This window comes from Actinoplanes sp. CA-030573 (assembly GCF_050951115.1).
GTDB lineage: Bacteria > Actinomycetota > Actinomycetes > Mycobacteriales > Micromonosporaceae > Actinoplanes.
In genome coordinates this window covers 3,951,668-3,966,194 of record NZ_CP192038.1, presented here as the reverse complement: position 1 = coordinate 3,966,194, position 14,527 = coordinate 3,951,668, and the positions used below count along the sequence as shown (strand labels likewise).

18 protein-coding genes are annotated in these 14,527 nt (G+C 72.6%); 8 read left to right on the top strand and 10 right to left on the bottom strand.

The features are described from left to right. Position 1 precedes the first annotated feature (1 nt). The 4 genes from ACQP2F_RS18400 to ACQP2F_RS18385 are packed head-to-tail and all read right to left on the bottom strand — an operon-like array spanning position 2 to position 4,438. The gene (locus ACQP2F_RS18400) at positions 2–1,783 is read right to left on the bottom strand and encodes a hypothetical protein (protein ID WP_433305558.1); all 1,782 of its coding nucleotides are present in this window, start codon (positions 1,781–1,783) and stop codon (positions 2–4) included. A 54-nt stretch (positions 1,784–1,837) separates the two neighbouring features. Then, the gene (locus tag ACQP2F_RS18395; RefSeq protein ID WP_433305556.1) at positions 1,838–2,623 is read right to left on the bottom strand and encodes a DUF1684 domain-containing protein; all 786 of its coding nucleotides are present in this window, start codon (positions 2,621–2,623) and stop codon (positions 1,838–1,840) included. A gap of 43 nt (positions 2,624–2,666) precedes the next feature. Then, entirely contained in the window at positions 2,667–3,620 is a 954-nt protein-coding gene (locus ACQP2F_RS18390) for an anti-sigma factor RsbA family regulatory protein (protein ID WP_433305554.1), read from the bottom strand. Further along, a complete protein-coding gene (locus tag ACQP2F_RS18385) occupies positions 3,617–4,438 on the bottom strand; it encodes an MEDS domain-containing protein (RefSeq protein WP_433305552.1) in 822 nt (273 codons plus the stop codon). The genes ACQP2F_RS18390 and ACQP2F_RS18385 overlap by 4 nt, the downstream gene beginning before the upstream one ends. A 178-nt stretch (positions 4,439–4,616) precedes the next feature. Here ACQP2F_RS18385 and ACQP2F_RS18380 point away from each other — a divergent pair, with 178 nt between their 5' ends. The 3 genes from ACQP2F_RS18380 to ACQP2F_RS18370 are packed head-to-tail and all read left to right on the top strand — an operon-like array spanning position 4,617 to position 5,959. Continuing rightward, complete coding sequence (locus tag ACQP2F_RS18380; RefSeq protein ID WP_433305550.1) at positions 4,617–5,198, top strand: alpha/beta fold hydrolase; 582 nt, start codon at positions 4,617–4,619, stop codon at positions 5,196–5,198. 39 nt (positions 5,199–5,237) lie between these two features. Continuing rightward, positions 5,238–5,699: an MSMEG_6728 family protein gene (locus tag ACQP2F_RS18375; RefSeq protein ID WP_433305548.1), complete on the top strand. Its 462-nt coding sequence runs from the start codon at positions 5,238–5,240 to the stop codon at positions 5,697–5,699. After that, positions 5,696–5,959: a hypothetical protein gene (locus tag ACQP2F_RS18370; protein ID WP_433305546.1), complete on the top strand. Its 264-nt coding sequence runs from the start codon at positions 5,696–5,698 to the stop codon at positions 5,957–5,959. The genes ACQP2F_RS18375 and ACQP2F_RS18370 overlap by 4 nt, the downstream gene beginning before the upstream one ends. On the opposite strand, the gene ACQP2F_RS18365 is transcribed toward ACQP2F_RS18370, so the two are convergent. Beyond that, positions 5,943–6,404, bottom strand: coding sequence for a phage tail protein (locus tag ACQP2F_RS18365; protein ID WP_433305544.1), 462 nt, complete (start codon positions 6,402–6,404; stop codon positions 5,943–5,945). The genes ACQP2F_RS18370 and ACQP2F_RS18365 overlap by 17 nt on opposite strands. 136 nt (positions 6,405–6,540) lie before the next feature. On the opposite strand from ACQP2F_RS18365, the gene ACQP2F_RS18360 reads away from it, so the two are divergent. Further along, positions 6,541–7,320: a class I SAM-dependent methyltransferase gene (locus ACQP2F_RS18360; protein ID WP_433305542.1), complete on the top strand. Its 780-nt coding sequence runs from the start codon at positions 6,541–6,543 to the stop codon at positions 7,318–7,320. 7 nt (positions 7,321–7,327) lie between these two features. Here the strand turns inward: ACQP2F_RS18360 and ACQP2F_RS18355 are convergent, their stop codons facing one another. Both ACQP2F_RS18355 and ACQP2F_RS18350 read right to left on the bottom strand, forming a co-directional pair. Beyond that, complete coding sequence (locus tag ACQP2F_RS18355; protein ID WP_433305540.1) at positions 7,328–7,873, bottom strand: methyltransferase family protein; 546 nt, start codon at positions 7,871–7,873, stop codon at positions 7,328–7,330. 1 nt (position 7,874) lies between these two features. After that, positions 7,875–8,366 carry an AAA family ATPase gene (locus ACQP2F_RS18350; protein ID WP_433305538.1) on the bottom strand — a complete coding sequence of 164 codons (492 nt, stop codon included), beginning with the start codon at positions 8,364–8,366 and terminating at the stop codon, positions 7,875–7,877. A 49-nt stretch (positions 8,367–8,415) separates the two neighbouring features. On the opposite strand from ACQP2F_RS18350, the gene ACQP2F_RS18345 reads away from it, so the two are divergent. From ACQP2F_RS18345 to ACQP2F_RS18335, 3 genes are read left to right on the top strand one after another with little or no spacing between them, the layout of a single operon-like run. Further along, positions 8,416–9,324 carry a heavy metal-binding domain-containing protein gene (locus ACQP2F_RS18345; protein ID WP_433305536.1) on the top strand — a complete coding sequence of 303 codons (909 nt, stop codon included), beginning with the start codon at positions 8,416–8,418 and terminating at the stop codon, positions 9,322–9,324. After that, entirely contained in the window at positions 9,321–10,145 is an 825-nt protein-coding gene (locus tag ACQP2F_RS18340) for a heavy metal-binding domain-containing protein (protein ID WP_433305534.1), read from the top strand. Before ACQP2F_RS18345 ends, ACQP2F_RS18340 begins: the two co-directional genes overlap by 4 nt. Further along, on the top strand, positions 10,142–10,549 hold the full coding sequence (locus ACQP2F_RS18335) for a hypothetical protein (RefSeq protein WP_433305532.1): 408 nt from the start codon (positions 10,142–10,144) through the stop codon (positions 10,547–10,549). Before ACQP2F_RS18340 ends, ACQP2F_RS18335 begins: the two co-directional genes overlap by 4 nt. A 7-nt stretch (positions 10,550–10,556) precedes the next feature. Here ACQP2F_RS18335 and ACQP2F_RS18330 read toward each other — a convergent pair whose 3' ends face one another. From ACQP2F_RS18330 to ACQP2F_RS18320, 3 genes are read right to left on the bottom strand one after another with little or no spacing between them, the layout of a single operon-like run. Further along, the gene (locus ACQP2F_RS18330; protein WP_433305530.1) at positions 10,557–11,891 is read right to left on the bottom strand and encodes a PQQ-dependent sugar dehydrogenase; all 1,335 of its coding nucleotides are present in this window, start codon (positions 11,889–11,891) and stop codon (positions 10,557–10,559) included. Then, positions 11,888–12,535: a glycerophosphodiester phosphodiesterase gene (locus ACQP2F_RS18325; protein WP_433305528.1), complete on the bottom strand. Its 648-nt coding sequence runs from the start codon at positions 12,533–12,535 to the stop codon at positions 11,888–11,890. Before ACQP2F_RS18325 ends, ACQP2F_RS18330 begins: the two co-directional genes overlap by 4 nt. Continuing rightward, positions 12,532–13,989, bottom strand: coding sequence for an MFS transporter (locus ACQP2F_RS18320; protein WP_433305526.1), 1,458 nt, complete (start codon positions 13,987–13,989; stop codon positions 12,532–12,534). The genes ACQP2F_RS18325 and ACQP2F_RS18320 overlap by 4 nt, the downstream gene beginning before the upstream one ends. Before the next feature lie 73 nt (positions 13,990–14,062). On the opposite strand from ACQP2F_RS18320, the gene ACQP2F_RS18315 reads away from it, so the two are divergent. After that, entirely contained in the window at positions 14,063–14,446 is a 384-nt protein-coding gene (locus ACQP2F_RS18315) for a VOC family protein (RefSeq protein ID WP_433305524.1), read from the top strand. Positions 14,447–14,527: the final 81 nt, after the last annotated feature.

The window sequence follows — 14,527 nt, the reverse complement described above, 5'->3', positions numbered from 1 at the left end:
CTCACCGGGACGGCGGCAGCCGCCAGACGTCGACGCCGCCGACCGGCAGGGGCAGGCCGAGCACCCTGGTGAGGGTCGTCCAGAGCGCGGCCCGGTGCGGAGCGCCTGGCAGCAGGACGACCACGCCTGCCCGCCAGTAGCGCAGGTCGCTCAGCACGGCCCGGCGGGCGGCGGCGGTCAGGTACGGCGCGAAACCGAACCGGCCGACGCCGGCCAGGAGCGTCGAGGCGTACCGGGGTGGCGGGCGCCACGATCCGTGCTCGTGGACGGGCGGATCGGCCGGGCCCAGGAAGTAGCCGCGGGGCACCCGGAACGCCAGGTGGCTCAGGGCGGCGAGGCGCATGCCGTCCCGGCCGGTGGTCATGGCCGGCAGCGGCACGATCACGACGCTCTGACCGGGGCGCAGGTAGGGACGCCACATGCGGTCGGCGAAGAAGGCGGGCACCGCGGGCGCGGGCGTTACCGGCAACGCCCGCGGGAACAGCGGCACGAGCGCGAGCGCCATCCCGGTCCAGAACGCCCGGTGGGCGAGGGCCGGCCGGCGCCGCACCTGGTCGGCGCCGAGGGCGAGCAGCACGCCGGCCAGGGCCGTGGCGGCCAACGCGTACCGGGGGGTGGTCACCAGGTTCAGCACCGGCGTGCGGCCGACCCAGCCGAACGGCGCCGGGATCGATACGCCGGCCCGGCTCGGCCGCAGCCGGGAGCCGAACGACATGGTCAGCAGGATCAGGCCGGCCAGCGCGGTAGCCCGGGCGGCCGCCGACCGGCGCGCCAGCACCGCCGACACGACGATCATCAGGCACGCGACCGGTCCCCAGAAGGTGCCGGCCTCGGTGATGCTGCCGCCGAACTGCCGTACGGCGCTCGTGCCGCCGGCGATGGACCCGGGCGAATAGGCGACCACGGCACCGAGGGTGGTGGCGTACAGATCCGGCCCGAACGGCAGTCCCCGGTAGTGGCCGGGGCCGAAGAACTGCCAGTACAGCGGGTAGGCGAGCAGCACACCGGCGACACCGGCGGCGACCGCGGCGCCGGCCAGGAAGCGGCCCGCGCTGTCCCGCGCGTCCGGCCGGTTCATCAGCGCGTATCCGGCGACGATCAGCACCATCGCCAGTGCCGCCAGCAGCAGGGTCTCCTCGTTCACGAACGCCTGCAGGACGGTCAGCAGGCCGAGCAGCACCCCACCGCGCCAGACGCGGCCCGGCTCGCGGAGCCGGATCACCTGCCCGGCGATGAACGGGATCACGTACCCGCTGACCAGATTGACCTGGCCGTTGGCATGGGCGAGGACGCCGGGCGCGAATCCGGCCCACAACCCGCCGGTCCACGCGGCCGGGCGGCTGCCCACCAGCTGCCGCGACAGCAGCCACCACCAGGCCGCCGCGGTGCCGGCCAGGCCGGCGGTGAGCAGGACCGCGAAGGTGACCGCCGGGCCGAAGGCATGGGTGATCGGCGCGAGCGGGATGGTCAGGGCCGGCATCGAGGTGTTGGCCATCAGGTTGACCCCGGCCGGTGCGTTCAGGCGGGTGGTGAACAGCGGCGACTCGCCGTGGAACAGCACCCGCTCCCCGTGCGCGATCATGACCAGGAAGAACCCGTGATCGTCGCGGTTGAACAGCTCGCGGCCGCCGGGATCGGCCCACAGGTTCCGCGTGACGACGGCGGCCAGCGCCAGGTAGGAGACCAGGGCGGCGGCGTCGGCCCGGCCGGAGCGGGCCCGCGCGGTCGCCGCCGGCCGGCGGTCGTCGCCGGCCGGCGCGGACCCTGCCGCGGCGGATGCCATGGGCCGCTCCTCCGGCTACCTCTTCAGTTGTAGCCGACGTTCCGGCCGGGCTCGCTAGGCCCGCTCGTACGGGATCTTCTCGCCGGCCTCGACCGCGACCGGCAACCGGTTCTCGGCCGGCGGCAGCGGGCACGTCGCGAAGTCGGTGTAGGCGCAGGGCAGGTTCGTCGCCCGGGTGAAGTCGAGCACCACACTGCCGTCGGCCGCGGGCGCGTCGATCGCCAGGCTGCGGTTCGCCGCGTACGTGGTGATGCCGGAGGTCTCGTCGGTGAACAGCGCGAAGAGGGAGCCCGGCGCCCGGCCGTTGAAGACGGTCAGCGCGAGCGGGGTGCCCAGCGCCTCGAACTCGACCCGCCCGGGCGACTCGTAGACGTGCTCGAGGCCCTCGACCGCCGCGCCCACGGTGACGTCGCGGGGCTCGTCGAACGGAACGAACCGCCCGGTCAGCACCCACTTCTCGTCGGGCTCGAAGGCGGGCGTGCCGCGGAACCGGCGGCGCAGCTCGTGCGAGGGATGGCGGGGCCGGACGATGTCGAAGCCGCCGCGCCTGGCCACCTCGATCACGGCCTCGCCGGCGCCGGCCTCGACCCCGCCGCGCTCGGGCAGCACGCCGAACGCGTGCCGGCCGGTGACCGTGGCGCCGTCGACGGTCAGCGACTCCCCCTCGGCGAGGTCGACGACCACGCCGTCCGGGCCGGTCGACCACTCGCCCGGGGCGTCGGGGAAGCGCCGTGGCGTGCCGTCGAGGAAGTTCAGGCTGGTGATGGCGAGGAACCCGTGCGGCGAGGCCAGCCGGCGCTCGTGCTCGGCGTGCCACTGCGCCCACTCATGTGCGTCCATGCCGCCCAGCCTATCCCTACAAGAGCGATGGGAGAACTATGAGTCAGAGCGGAACGCCACCGGTCAGCCGCACGGTGAAGCCGTCCGGCCCGCGGTCGAGGCTCACGTGGCTGCAGGACTGGTGGGTGATCCACAGGCCGAGCCCGCCGCCGTTGTCGTTCGTCCCCGGCAGCAGGCCCGCGAACGGGTCGCGGGGGCCGCGCCCGGCGTCGGTGACGGTGATGACGACCCGGTCGCCGGCGGTCCACAGGCGCATCCGGATCGGCCCGCGGCCGTGCCGCCGGGCGTTGGTCACCGTCTCGCTCGCGGCCACCACCAGGTCGTCCAGGTCGTCGGCCGAGAGCAGGCCGGTCCCCGCGGCATGGACGGCCAGGCGAGCCTCGGCCGGGGTGGGGTCGGTCAGGTCGGCCCGCGGCCCGGTGAGCTGGACCGGGTCGGGAACGGGCGGGCGGGGCACGCTGAGGTAGCCGACGGGGTCGATGTACTGCCGGTTCGGCGGGTGGCTGCCGTCCGGCAGGGCGGTGCGCGGGTGGGTGCGCAGGACGTCGTCGAGGACCGCGCCCGGCGTGACCCGCACGTCGTACGCGCACATGCTCCACAGCGGGAACTCGTCGTACGCGTGGTTGATCGCCGACTCGTAGCGCGCCCACCAGTCCCACGTCGGGCCGAGCGCCCGCGAGGTGACCTCGCCGATGATGCGGATCTGGGCGGCGCCCTCGCTCACGTGGTCGGCCAGCAGCTTGCGGTACGACCGGATGGCCGTGGCCGGCCGCGCGTACATCTCCCCGCCGGTCAGGAACACGACCTTGCTGTCGGCCGGCAGGGCCGAGCGCACCAGGGCGGCGTTGAGCTCGCCCAGCGCCACGATGCTCGGCTCGCCCGCCTCGATGCCGTCCAGCAGGAACGGGACGACGACCCCGAGCAGGTGCTCGGCCGAGTCGTAGCAGACGGCCTCGTGGTAGTAGCCGATGTGCCCGGCCGCGGCGCCCGTCCTCATGCCACGATCTCCACCACGACGCGGGACAGCTCGAGCAGGCCGGCCAGCCGCCGCACCGAGGGCCGCCCGGTGCGCAGCACGACCGTCACCGCGCACTCGGAGGCATGCCGCTGCAACCGCATCAGGGCGCGATGGTCCACGAACCCCGAACCACGGGCGTCGATGACCACTTCCTCGCCGACCTTGCCTTTCTCCGTGTTACCCGGCCCGCCCAGCCCCGACCGCCGCAGAGCGGTCACGAACAGCTCCTCCCCGGCCGCGTCGACCTCGCCGTCGAGGATGGCCACGCCCGGGCGGCCCGACGCGTGCAGGCGGAACGGGACGCCCGCGTTGCTGTGCCGGTGCACCCCGGCCAACTCGGCCACGGCTCGTTCGCCCAGCTCACGGCGGTCGTACGCGCAGACGGCCCGCATCGGCGCGACTCGCATATACCCCCCTATGGCGTACTCGTACCGAGCGAACGCGTCGAGTTGGGCCGTGGTGCGCACGAGCGGGGTGCAATCGGCACAGACCCGCAGGCCGGTGAAGCCGTCGGCGATCGCCCGCTCGGTGGCGGCCGTGTAGGCCGCGACCTGGCCGGCGGGATCGATGACCTGGCCGGCGGCGTAGGCGTCGCCGGATCGCACCACGCGGGCCGAGCCGGGCCGGCCGCCGATGTCCGACAGCCAGCCGTCGACAACTCCGGTCGACCGCTCGCCGGGCACGTACCAGACCTGCTCGCCGCGGGCGAGACCGTCGGCGAGATAGGCGCGCGCGTACGCCTCGAAGGCCCGCTGGTCGTCGTACGACCAGCAGGTATGCGCCGCCTCGCCCGTCACGCCGCAACCCTAGTCCGTCCCGCCGGGCCCGGCCATCAGGCACCGGTCAGCCGCCGGCCCGCACCCGGCGCGCGATCGGCGGGCCACGAGCGAACCTCGGCGGGCATAGACCCGCGTCGCCGGGGCATCCATCGCCGTTAACCGGGTACAGGCCCTCGGGACCCAGGAGGTCGATTCCGTGCATCCGCAACCACCCCGCCGCAGCACGCACGTCACCGGAAGCCCGCGGAGCATGGTGGTCTTCGACCGGTGGGGTGAGTTCGGCCGCCCGGTCGTGCTGCTGCACGGGCTGCTGCTCGACCGCACGATGTGGTGGCCGGCCGCGGCCGAGCTGATCGCGACGGCCAGCTGCACGGTGGTGGCGCCCGACCTGCCCGGCCATGGCCAGAGCCCGGCCCGCGACGACTACGGCGTCGAACGGCTCGCCCGGGACCTGGCGGTGCTGGTCAACGGCCTGAACCTGCACCGGGCGCCGGTCGTGGTCGGGCACGCGGAGTCGGCCCGGCTGGCGATGGCGTTCGCCGACGCCTACCGGACCCACTGCGTGGTCACCCTCGAGACGCCGGCCGAGCCCCGGGAGGTGCCGGACGAGCTGCGGCCCTATGCCGAGCCTCGCGCCGATCGGCGGCTTCTCCAGGCGTACGGGAGCTGGCTCCCCCAGCCCGCGATGGCCGGCGGATCGGCACCCACCCGGACCGGCTCCTTCCTGCCGTTGACCGACCCGGCGGGTTTCGCCGGGGAGCTCCGCACGCTGCTGTGAGACGCGCATATTCGCCCGGCCCGCGGGAATGACCACCGGGTGCAGACGTTCCTGCCCTACCCGGACTTCGCCGCCAGCGCGGCCGTGCTCGACGCGAAACGGCTGGGCAAGCAGCGGGTGGAGACCATCCAGGTGTTGCGGGCGCTGACCCGCGAGACCTACGGCTGGAAACACCACCCGGTGGTGAAGATGTGGCGCGGCTACGAGGAGGCGCTGACCCGCTACGGGCTGGACATGTGCGCGATCTGGACGTTGAGCGGACGGGCGGACACGTGCGCGGTCACCCTGGTCGCCGACCTCACCGCCGGGACGGGCGTCGCCGACGTACGCTCGCAGCACGCGCTCGCCTCGGCCGACGAGCTCCCGCCCTGGCTCGGCGATCCGGCCGTGCACCGCAGCCACCGCTCGGCCCTGCGCCGTAAGGATCCCGCCCACTACGACGTCGTGTTCCCCGACGTGCCCGACGACCTGCCCTACGTCTGGCCGGCGTCCGATCGATGAGCGACCACTACGTCGTCATCAAGGGCCGGCGCTGGCGCGCGACCGACCCCGCGATCCCGCCCGAGGTGGCCGCCGGCCTGCGCAAGGCCCTGATGGCGGCCCGCCGGGACGTGGGCGCCGCGCTGCGCTCCGGCGCGGATCCGGCGCCCGCCCGGGCCCGGGTGCACGCGGCGAAGGTCGCTCTGGGCGAACGCGGCACGCCGTGGTGGGAGCAGACGCTCGCCGAACGCGAACGGCGATGGCTCAGTATTCGCCCTTGATCACGAAGAACGAGCCGCGGATGGTCCCGGCCAGCTTCGACTTCTGCCGGGCGAACTTGAACGACGCCAGCTCCTCCGGGACCTCCATGCCGTCGGAGAGCTTGAACCCGACCGCCCGCTTGCCGCCGTCGTCGACCGTGTACATCACGTTGATCGACAGGCCGCTCCGGTAGAAGACGTACGCCATCCGGATGTTCTCGACCTGGAAGGCGGTCGCCTCGAGCGGCGGCGAGGCGATGACGATGCCGCGCTCCTCCTCGAGGATCCGGCTGACCCAGTCGACGGTCTCCTTGGCCTCGTCCGCCGGTTCGACGGTGAAGACGTGGTCGTACTTGTTCTTGAAGTAGCGGGCCTCGTTGGCGCGCAGGCCGGCCAGGGCGTCCGCCACCGGCGAGGACTCGAGGCCGGTGGTCGAGACGGTGACGAAGTCGACGGCATAGGACATGGTGGCTTCCTCCGCGGGTCTTGGGCTCCACGACGCATTGTGCTGGCATCGGGTGGACGCGGTCCTGGTTTTGTGCGCCCTCCTACCGAGCTGACGTGCCGCACGCCGGAACTGTGACAACCGATAGCGTCTACGGATGAGCTTTGATCCGGTGGCGCACAACCGCGCGGCCTGGGACCGGCAGGTCGACCAGGGCAACGAGTGGTCACGGCCGATCTCCGCGGAGACGGTCGCCCGGGCGCGGGCCGGTGACTGGTCGGTCGTGCTCATCGGCCACGAGCCGGTCGACCGCTCCTGGTTGCCGGCCGACCTGGCCGGCGCCGACATCCTGTGCCTGGCCTCCGGCGGCGGCCAGCAGGGGCCGACGCTCGCCGCGGCCGGGGCCCGGGTCACCGTGTTCGACAACTCGCCGCGCCAGCTCGAGCAGGACGAGATGGTCGCCCGGCGGGACGACCTGCCGCTGCGGACGGTGCTGGGCGACATGCGCGACCTGTCCGCGTTCGCCGACTCGTCGTTCGACCTGGTCTTCAACCCGGTCTCGAACCTGTTCGTCCCCGAGCTCGCCCCGGTGTGGCGGGAGTCCTTCCGGGTGCTGCGGCCGGGCGGGACGCTGCTGTGCGGCTTCCTCAACCCGGACCTCTACCTGTTCGACCACGAGGCGCTGGACCAGCGCGGCGAGCTGGTCGTCCGGCACAAGCTGCCGTACAGCGATCTCACGCACGTGCCGGCCGAGGAGCGCGAACGGACGTTCGGCGCGGACACGCCGCTGGAGTACAGCCACAGCATGGCCGAGCAGATCGGCGGCCAGCTCGCCGCGGGCTTCGTCATCACCGGGTTCGAGCAGGCGCCGCACCACGCGGACGCCACCGCGGACTGGATGCCCGGCTACTTCGCGACCCGCGCCGTCAAACCGTGACGGACCGTCAGTAGACGTACGGGACGAGCCGGGCGCGGCCGGCGGCGTACGCCCGGTAGCGCTCGCCCAGCGCCGCGCTCAGCGCGCGTTCCTCGATCCGCAGGCGGTAGATCAGCGCGCCCAGCACCAGCAGGAAGGACGCCGCGGCGCCCACCCAGTTGCCCAGCATCACGCCGACGCCGGCGCAGATGAGCAGCAGCCCGGTGTAGCTCGGGTGGCGCAGGACGCGGTACGGGCCGCGGTCGACCACCGGCTGGTCGGCGCTGGTCTTCACCACGACGGTGAAGAACCGGCCCAGGGTCCGGAACGACCACCAGCGCAGCAGCAGGCCGGCCCACATGACCACGGCGCCGAGCGCGAACGGGCCGAAGACGGCGTCCGGTGCGAGGGCCCGGCCCAGCGGCAGCATCAGGATCCCGGCCAAGAACAGGACCCGGAAGACGGCCTCCGCCCGCAGATCGGCCGGCCGCGCGCCGCGCCGCGAGCGGAACGCCTGCACGAGCTCGACCACGGCGAAGGCGGCGATGCCGACGACGAGGACCGGCCGGTGCACGTCAGCTCCCGCAGTGCCGCAGGATCTCGTCGACCACGTCGGCCGGCGGCCGGGTGGCGTCGATGACCACGCCGACGTGCGGGATGTCGGCTCCGGTCCGATGCAGGTGCGCCACGAAGTCCCGTTGCTCGGGCCGCCCGCCGAATTCGTTCTCCGGCCTGCGCTCGAGCCGCCGCCGCAGCGTGGCGGGGTCGACGTCGAGCACGAAAACGCCGTCGAAGAGGTCGATGAACGCGGCGAAGTTCCGCGAGCCGCCGCAGAAGAACGTGACGGGCTCGCGCCGGTCGGCGATGAGGGCGGTCACCGAGTCCACCCGCCAGAGGTGGTTCTCGTGCCGCGCCGTGTCGGTCGGCTCGCCGGTCTCCGGATCACCCTGATAGGCCAGCGCCCGGTCACCGTGGATGGTGTGGAATCCGCGCCGCGCCAGCTCGTCGCCGACGGTGGTCTTGCCGGTGCCGGAGACGCCCTCGATCAAGTAGTTCCTGACGCCCATCGGCGGAGGGTAACAGCGGTGGCTGGCGCCGCAGGAGTATGACTGGAACGTGACGGTTGACGGCTGGGACGGGCGGGGACTGCCGCCGGTCGCGCGGGCCCGGGTGGAGCGGGCCGCGGCCGGCGGTGTGCGCACCTCGCTGCTGTCGGCCGGCGGGCTGGCCGGGCTCGAGGTCGCCGGGTTCGACGCCGTCGGCGAGGTGCTCGGCACGACGGTGATGCAGATCGGCTGGGCCGGGTGGGGCGGCTGCGGCGCGCGGGTGGCCTACGGCAGCACGATGGCCAAGATCCTCGAGGCCGAGGCGGGGCCGGTGACCACGGGCGCGCCGCGCTGGGCCATTCCCGGTTTCCAGCCGTACGCGCGGGCGATCCGCCACGGCCGGGACACGGCGCTCGGCCGGATGCGGCAGGAAGCGGCCGCGCTCGGCGCCGACGGGGTGGTCGGGGTGCGGTTCACCGAGGAGCGGCTGGACGGGCAGAAGCGCGAGTTCATGGCGCTCGGCACGGCGGTCCGGTCACGCGGGCGGCAGCGGCCGGCCCAGCCGTTCACGACCGACCTCCCGGCGCAGGACGTGGTGAAGCTGCTGAGCGCGGGCTGGGCGCCGGCCGGGCTGATCTACGGGCTGGCGATCTCGATCCGGCACGACGATTGGCGTACGAGCACGTCGGTCGGCCGGTGGGCGGTGAACCAGGAGGTGACCGGCTACACCGAGCTGCTCACCCACGTGCGGGCGCAGGCCCGGCGGGACTTCGCCGCCCGGGCCGCCGCGCTCGGCACCGACGGCGCGCTGATGTCCAGCCTCTGGTCGACGATGTGGCGGGTCGAGACCGGCCAGCAGTACCACACCGACCACGCCGCCGAGTGCGTCGTCGTCGGCAACGCGATCGCCCGGTTCCGGGCCGCCGAAGGCAAGAAGTCCAGCAGTCTCACCATCCTGCCGCTGCGGAGCGAACGATGACCGTCAACATCGCCGGCGTGCCCGACGACGCCATGCGCCGCCTCGCGCAGATGCGCCCGGGGCAGGCCACCAGCCTGTTCACCTCGGACCTGAGCGTCAACGAGTTCCTGCTCGTGCGGGAGGCCGGCTTCCGGCCGCTGGGCCTGGTGCTGGGCTCGAGCATCTACCACGTCGGCATCCAGTTCGGCCGGTGGAGCCAGAACCGCGAGCTCGACCAGCTCTCCCAGGCCATGTACCACGCCCGCGAGCTGGCGATGACCCGGATGGAGGCGGAGGCCGACGCGCTCGGCGCCGACGGCATCGTCGGGGTGCGGCTCGACATCGAGTTCAAGGAGTTCGGCTCCGAGCTCGCCGAGTTCATCGCGGTCGGCACCGCGGTCAAAGCCGATGCGCCGCCGGGCGAAGGCGGTAGCTGGCGCAACAACCGCGGCCAGCCGTTCACCAGCGACCTGTCCGGGCAGGACTTCTGGACCCTGATCCAGGCCGGCTACGCCCCGCTCGGCATGACCATGGGCACCTGCGTCTACCACATCGCCCACCAGCGGTTCTGGCAGGCGATGGGCAACATCGGGCAGAACGTCGAGATCCCGCAGTACACCGAGGCCCTCTACGACGCCCGCGAGCTGGCGATGAGCCGCATGCAGGCGGAGGCCGAGCAGCTCGGCGCGGAGGGCATCGTCGGCGTGCAGATGCACTCCAACTCGCACCGCTGGGGCGGGCACACCACCGAGTTCTTCGCGATCGGCACGGCCGTGCGCCCGCTGCGGGCCGACCACGTCATCGCCAAACCGCAGCTCGTGCTGCCCCTCACCGACCGATGACGTCCGGCTGGGGTCCCCTGGGCGACCTGCACCTGATCGCCGCCGCGCTGCGGGCCGACCGGGCCGACGTCGAGTCGTACGCCCGGGTGCTGACCACCGTGCTCGGCGACGCGCTGCCGCCGGGCATGGTCGAGGTCGAGCGCAAGCGGTCGATGGCCGACCGGATGAACGGCCGCCCCGGCACGCCGGTCGCCCTCACCGTGACCACGCCCGACGAGAAGCTGCTGCTCGAGCAGCGGGCGCACGGAGTGCATGCCGAGGTGCACCAGGTGGTCCGCGGCGTCACCATCAAGCGCAGCACGGTCGGCGTCGACGAGTGGCTGGTCGCGCTGGCCGGTCTGCTCGCCAAGCTGGCCGCCCGGGACGCCGCCGCCCGCGAGGCGCTCGGCAGGCTCCTGGGCTAGGGCTGTCCTAGGAGCCGATGGTCACCCGGTAGATGGCGCCGGCCAGGTCGTCGCTCACGTACAGCGCCTTGTCCGGGCCCTGCACCGCCATCACCGGGCGGCCCCACCGCTTGCCGTCCGCGCCCTGGAAGCCGGTCAGCAGCGTCTGCTGCGGCCCGAGCGTCCCGTCGCGCCAGGCGAAGAACGAGACCTCGGGGGCGCGCGGCGGGTGCCGGTTCCAGGAGCCGTGGATGCCCACCAGAGCACCTTGCCCGTACGCCCCACCCAGCCCCGGCGTCGTCGCGAAGCTCAGCCCCAGCGGCGCCGAGTGCGCGCCCATGCCCTGCTCGACCGGGGGCAGCTTGGCGCAGTCCAGCTTGGACCCGTCGGCGTTGGTCTGGATGTCGCGCACGAACGGCCGCTTGGTGTAGGCCAGCGCCGTGCCCTTCTCGCCCGGCGAGACGTCCGGGTCCGGGTTGCAGTACGGCCAGCCCAGGTCACGGCCCTGGGTCAGCCTGGCCAGCGGCTCCAGGGGATGGTCGTTGACGTACCAGGTCTCGACCTTGCCCTGGTCCTTGCCCTCGTGCGGGTACTCGATGTTGTCCCGGTTGTTGACGGCGGTCCAGACCGCGCCGTCCGGGTCGATGGCCAGGCCGGTGCCGTTGCGGACGCCGCGGGCGAAGACGGTCGGGGTGCCGCCGCCGGCCGGCGCCTTCAGGATCGTGGCCCGCTCGGGGCTCGCCGACCGGTCCTCGGCCGAGATGTTGCCGGTCGAGCCGACCGAGACGTAGATGGTGCCGTCCTTCGCGACGGCGACGCTCTTGAGCGCGTGGGCGTAGGCGCCGCCCAGCTCCGGGCTCTTCGCGTCGGGCAACCCGCCGACGACCACCTTCTGGCCGGTGAGCTTGCCATCGGCGTACGCGAAGGTGTCGACCTGGTCGCTCTCGGCCAGATAGAGGGTGTTCCCGGCGAAGGCCAGCCCGTGCGGCTGGTCGAGGCCGCTCACCGCGGTCCGCTGGGTCGGCGGCGCATCGCCGTTCGCCCCCGGCGTCAGCGCCAGCACGTCGCCGAACTTGGGCCGCGAGATCAGCAGCTTGCCGTCCGGGGTCCAGGCCAGCAGGCGCGGGCTGGTCATCCGGGCCCAGACCGTGACCGTCCAGCCGGGCGGGGCCTGCAGCTTGCGGTCCTGGTCGAAGGGGGCCGCGCCGGTGCCGTCCAGCGGCCGGACGGTGGTGCTCGCAAGCGCGGCCGACGACGGCGCGACGCTGGGCTCGACCGTGGTGATCGCGGGCTCGGTCTTCTGGGTGGCCGCGCTGCACCCGGCCAGGGCGAGCACCACTGCCGCACCGAAGAGCTTCCTCATCGCCGCCCCCTCATCAGCCGATCCAGCATCGGCATGTTCTTGCTGATCACCCCGGTGACGCCGATCGCCGACGCCTGCGCGAGGGCGGCCTCGGTGTCGACCGGCCACGCCAGCACCAGGTCGGTGGCGCGGCGCAGCTCCTTCACCAGTGACACGGACAGCAACCGTAGCCGGATCGACACGCCATCGACGCGTTTGCCGCTCAACCGTGCCCGGAGCCGGGCCATCTCGGCCCGGTTACCGGCCGAGAAGATCCGCCGGACCTGCGGATCTTCGCCGAACGCCTCGAGCATCGGCCAATGCCGGGTGCAGACCGCGACCGGTACGCCGGGAATCCGCTCCCGCAGCCGCTCGGCGACCCGGACAGCGACCGGCATCGAACGGCCCTTCAAGTCGAGCATCAGCCGCGGATCGCCGTCCGCCGCCGCCAGCACCTCGTCGAGCTCGGGCACCCGCACGTCGCGCCGGCGGGTCACGCCGGTCGTCCGCTCCCAGTAGAGATGCGGGCCGACCGTCCGGCTGTGCCGCACCTCGAGCGCGCCCCGGTAGAGATGGATGTCGGCCTCCACCAGGTCGACGCCGGCCTCCAGGGCGTCCCGGAGGCCGGCGATGGTGTTGCCGGCACGATGCGCGACGGTGATCACGTCGCCATTGTCGGGGATTTCTCGGCCGCGGTCAGGGGCGTGGCGATGTCCTCGAGGCTGCGCCGTTCGGCCTTCACGCCGAGCACCGCCTCGACCAGGCCCGCGATGATCATGACGATGGCGCCGATGACGAACGCGATGACCGTGTCGCGAACCTGGCCGGTGCCGACCAGGTGGGCGAAGAGCAGCGGGCCGGTGATGCCGCCGGCCGCGGTGCCGACGGCGTAGAAGAACGCGATGGCCAGGGCCCGCGTCTCCATCGGGAAGATCTCCGAGACGGTGAGGTACGCCGAGGAGGCGCCGGCCGAGGCGAAGAACAGCACGACGCACCAGCAGATGGTCATGGTCGTCGCGTTGAGGGACCCGCGGTCGAAGAGCCAGGCCGTGCCCAGCAGCAGCACGCCCGACACCACGTACGTGCCGGTGATCATGATCTTGCGGCCCACCGAGTCGAACAGGGGCGCCAGCAGGAGCGGGCCGAGCAGGTTGCCGACCGCGATGACCGCGAAGTAGTAGCCGGTGTTGCCCGAGGGCACCTTGAAGAAGGTCTGGAGGATCTGCGCGTACCCGAAGGTGATCGCGTTGTAGAGGAACGCCTGCCCGACGAAGAGCGCGAGGCCCAGCGTCGCCCGCTTCGGATACCGCGTGACCAGGGTCTTGGCGATGGTGCCGAACCCGATCGTCCGGCGCTGGTGGATCTCGATCTTCTTGTCCTCGTCGACCGGCTCGAGCGTGACGTGGTCCTCCCGCTCGACCGTCTCCTCGACGCCGCGCACCAGCGCCTCGGCCTCGTCGCCGCGCCCGTGGATGAACAGCCAGCGCGGGCTCTCCGGCACGTGCCGCCGGACCAGCAGGATCACCAGCCCGAGCACGACGCCCATCCCGAACGCGACCCGCCACCCCCAGCTGACCGGCAGCTGCGTGAGGATCGGCACCGTCAGCAGCGCGCCGACCGCCGCGCCCGCCCAGTAGGTGCCGTTGATGGCCAGGTCGATGCGCCCGCGGTGCCGGGCCGGGATCAGCTCGTCGATCGCCGAGTTGATGGCCGCGTACTCGCCGCCGATGCCCGCCCCGGTGATGAACCGGAACAGGAAGAACCACCAGGGCGCGAACGACAGGGCCGTCATCGCCGTCCCGAAGAGATAGACGGCCAGCGTGATCATGAAAAGCTTCTTGCGTCCGAACCGGTCGGTGAGCCACCCGAAGAAGAGGGCGCCGCAGCAGGCCCCGAGCACGTAGATCGCCGCACCGAACCCGGTGACCTGGCTCTGCGTGATGTCGAGTCCGCTGCCGGGCTCGCTGAGCCGGCCGGACAGATTGCCGACGATGGTGACCTCGAGCCCGTCGAGCACCCACACCGTGCCCAGCCCGATCACGATCATCCAGTGCCACCGTGCCCACGGCAGCCGGTCGAGCCGGGCGGGCACATCGGTGCGGATAGTTCCAAGCGCCATGGAGGCGCCATACCCCAGCGGGGTTTTCTTACTCATGGCTCTCTCACCGGCGGTGAGCCACTATGGTCGGCCGATGTCGTTCACGTTCCACCACATCACGCTGCGTGTCAGTGACCTGCACCGTGCCCGTGCGTTCTACGAGGGAGTCCTCGGCCTGACCGTTGATCAGGACTTCCTGGAGGAGAAGCTGCGGCTGCGCCTCGACGGGACGGCCACCAGGCTGGTGCTGTTGCCACCGCTGCCGCAGACACCGCCCGGTGATCGGTTCAAGGAGTGGCGGATAGGGCTGGACCACTTGGCTATCGGTGTTCCGATCGGTGAGGTCGCCCGGCTGGCCCGGGTGCTCGGCGATGCGGGAGTGCCGAACAGCGGCGTCAAGGCAGACCGGCTGGGCCCGGCGATGATCACGTTCCGCGATCCGGACAACATTCAATGGGAGTTCTTCGAGCAAGCGTGATGTCGTCGCGGGAGTTCGTCGAGTTCGTACCAGCCGGCGGGGAAGCCCGCTTCCGTGCCTGATCGGCGCGCCGATCTGGGA

Excerpts from the sequence above, each read along its gene's own strand:
- ACQP2F_RS18400 (WP_433305558.1), bottom strand. The coding sequence starts at position 1,783 with ATGGCATCCGCCGCGGCAGGGTCCGCGCCGGCCGGCGACGACCGCCGG.
- ACQP2F_RS18395 (WP_433305556.1), bottom strand. The coding sequence starts at position 2,623 with ATGGACGCACATGAGTGGGCGCAGTGGCACGCCGAGCACGAGCGCCGG.
- ACQP2F_RS18390 (WP_433305554.1), bottom strand. The coding sequence starts at position 3,620 with ATGAGGACGGGCGCCGCGGCCGGGCACATCGGCTACTACCACGAGGCC.
- ACQP2F_RS18370 (WP_433305546.1), top strand. The coding sequence starts at position 5,696 with ATGAGCGACCACTACGTCGTCATCAAGGGCCGGCGCTGGCGCGCGACC.
- ACQP2F_RS18365 (WP_433305544.1), bottom strand. The coding sequence starts at position 6,404 with ATGTCCTATGCCGTCGACTTCGTCACCGTCTCGACCACCGGCCTCGAG.
- ACQP2F_RS18360 (WP_433305542.1), top strand. The coding sequence starts at position 6,541 with ATGAGCTTTGATCCGGTGGCGCACAACCGCGCGGCCTGGGACCGGCAG.
- ACQP2F_RS18350 (WP_433305538.1), bottom strand. The coding sequence starts at position 8,366 with ATGGGCGTCAGGAACTACTTGATCGAGGGCGTCTCCGGCACCGGCAAG.
- ACQP2F_RS18340 (WP_433305534.1), top strand. The coding sequence starts at position 9,321 with ATGACCGTCAACATCGCCGGCGTGCCCGACGACGCCATGCGCCGCCTC.
- ACQP2F_RS18335 (WP_433305532.1), top strand. The coding sequence starts at position 10,142 with ATGACGTCCGGCTGGGGTCCCCTGGGCGACCTGCACCTGATCGCCGCC.
- ACQP2F_RS18330 (WP_433305530.1), bottom strand. The coding sequence starts at position 11,891 with ATGAGGAAGCTCTTCGGTGCGGCAGTGGTGCTCGCCCTGGCCGGGTGC.
- ACQP2F_RS18320 (WP_433305526.1), bottom strand. The coding sequence starts at position 13,989 with ATGGCGCTTGGAACTATCCGCACCGATGTGCCCGCCCGGCTCGACCGG.
- ACQP2F_RS18315 (WP_433305524.1), top strand. The coding sequence starts at position 14,063 with ATGTCGTTCACGTTCCACCACATCACGCTGCGTGTCAGTGACCTGCAC.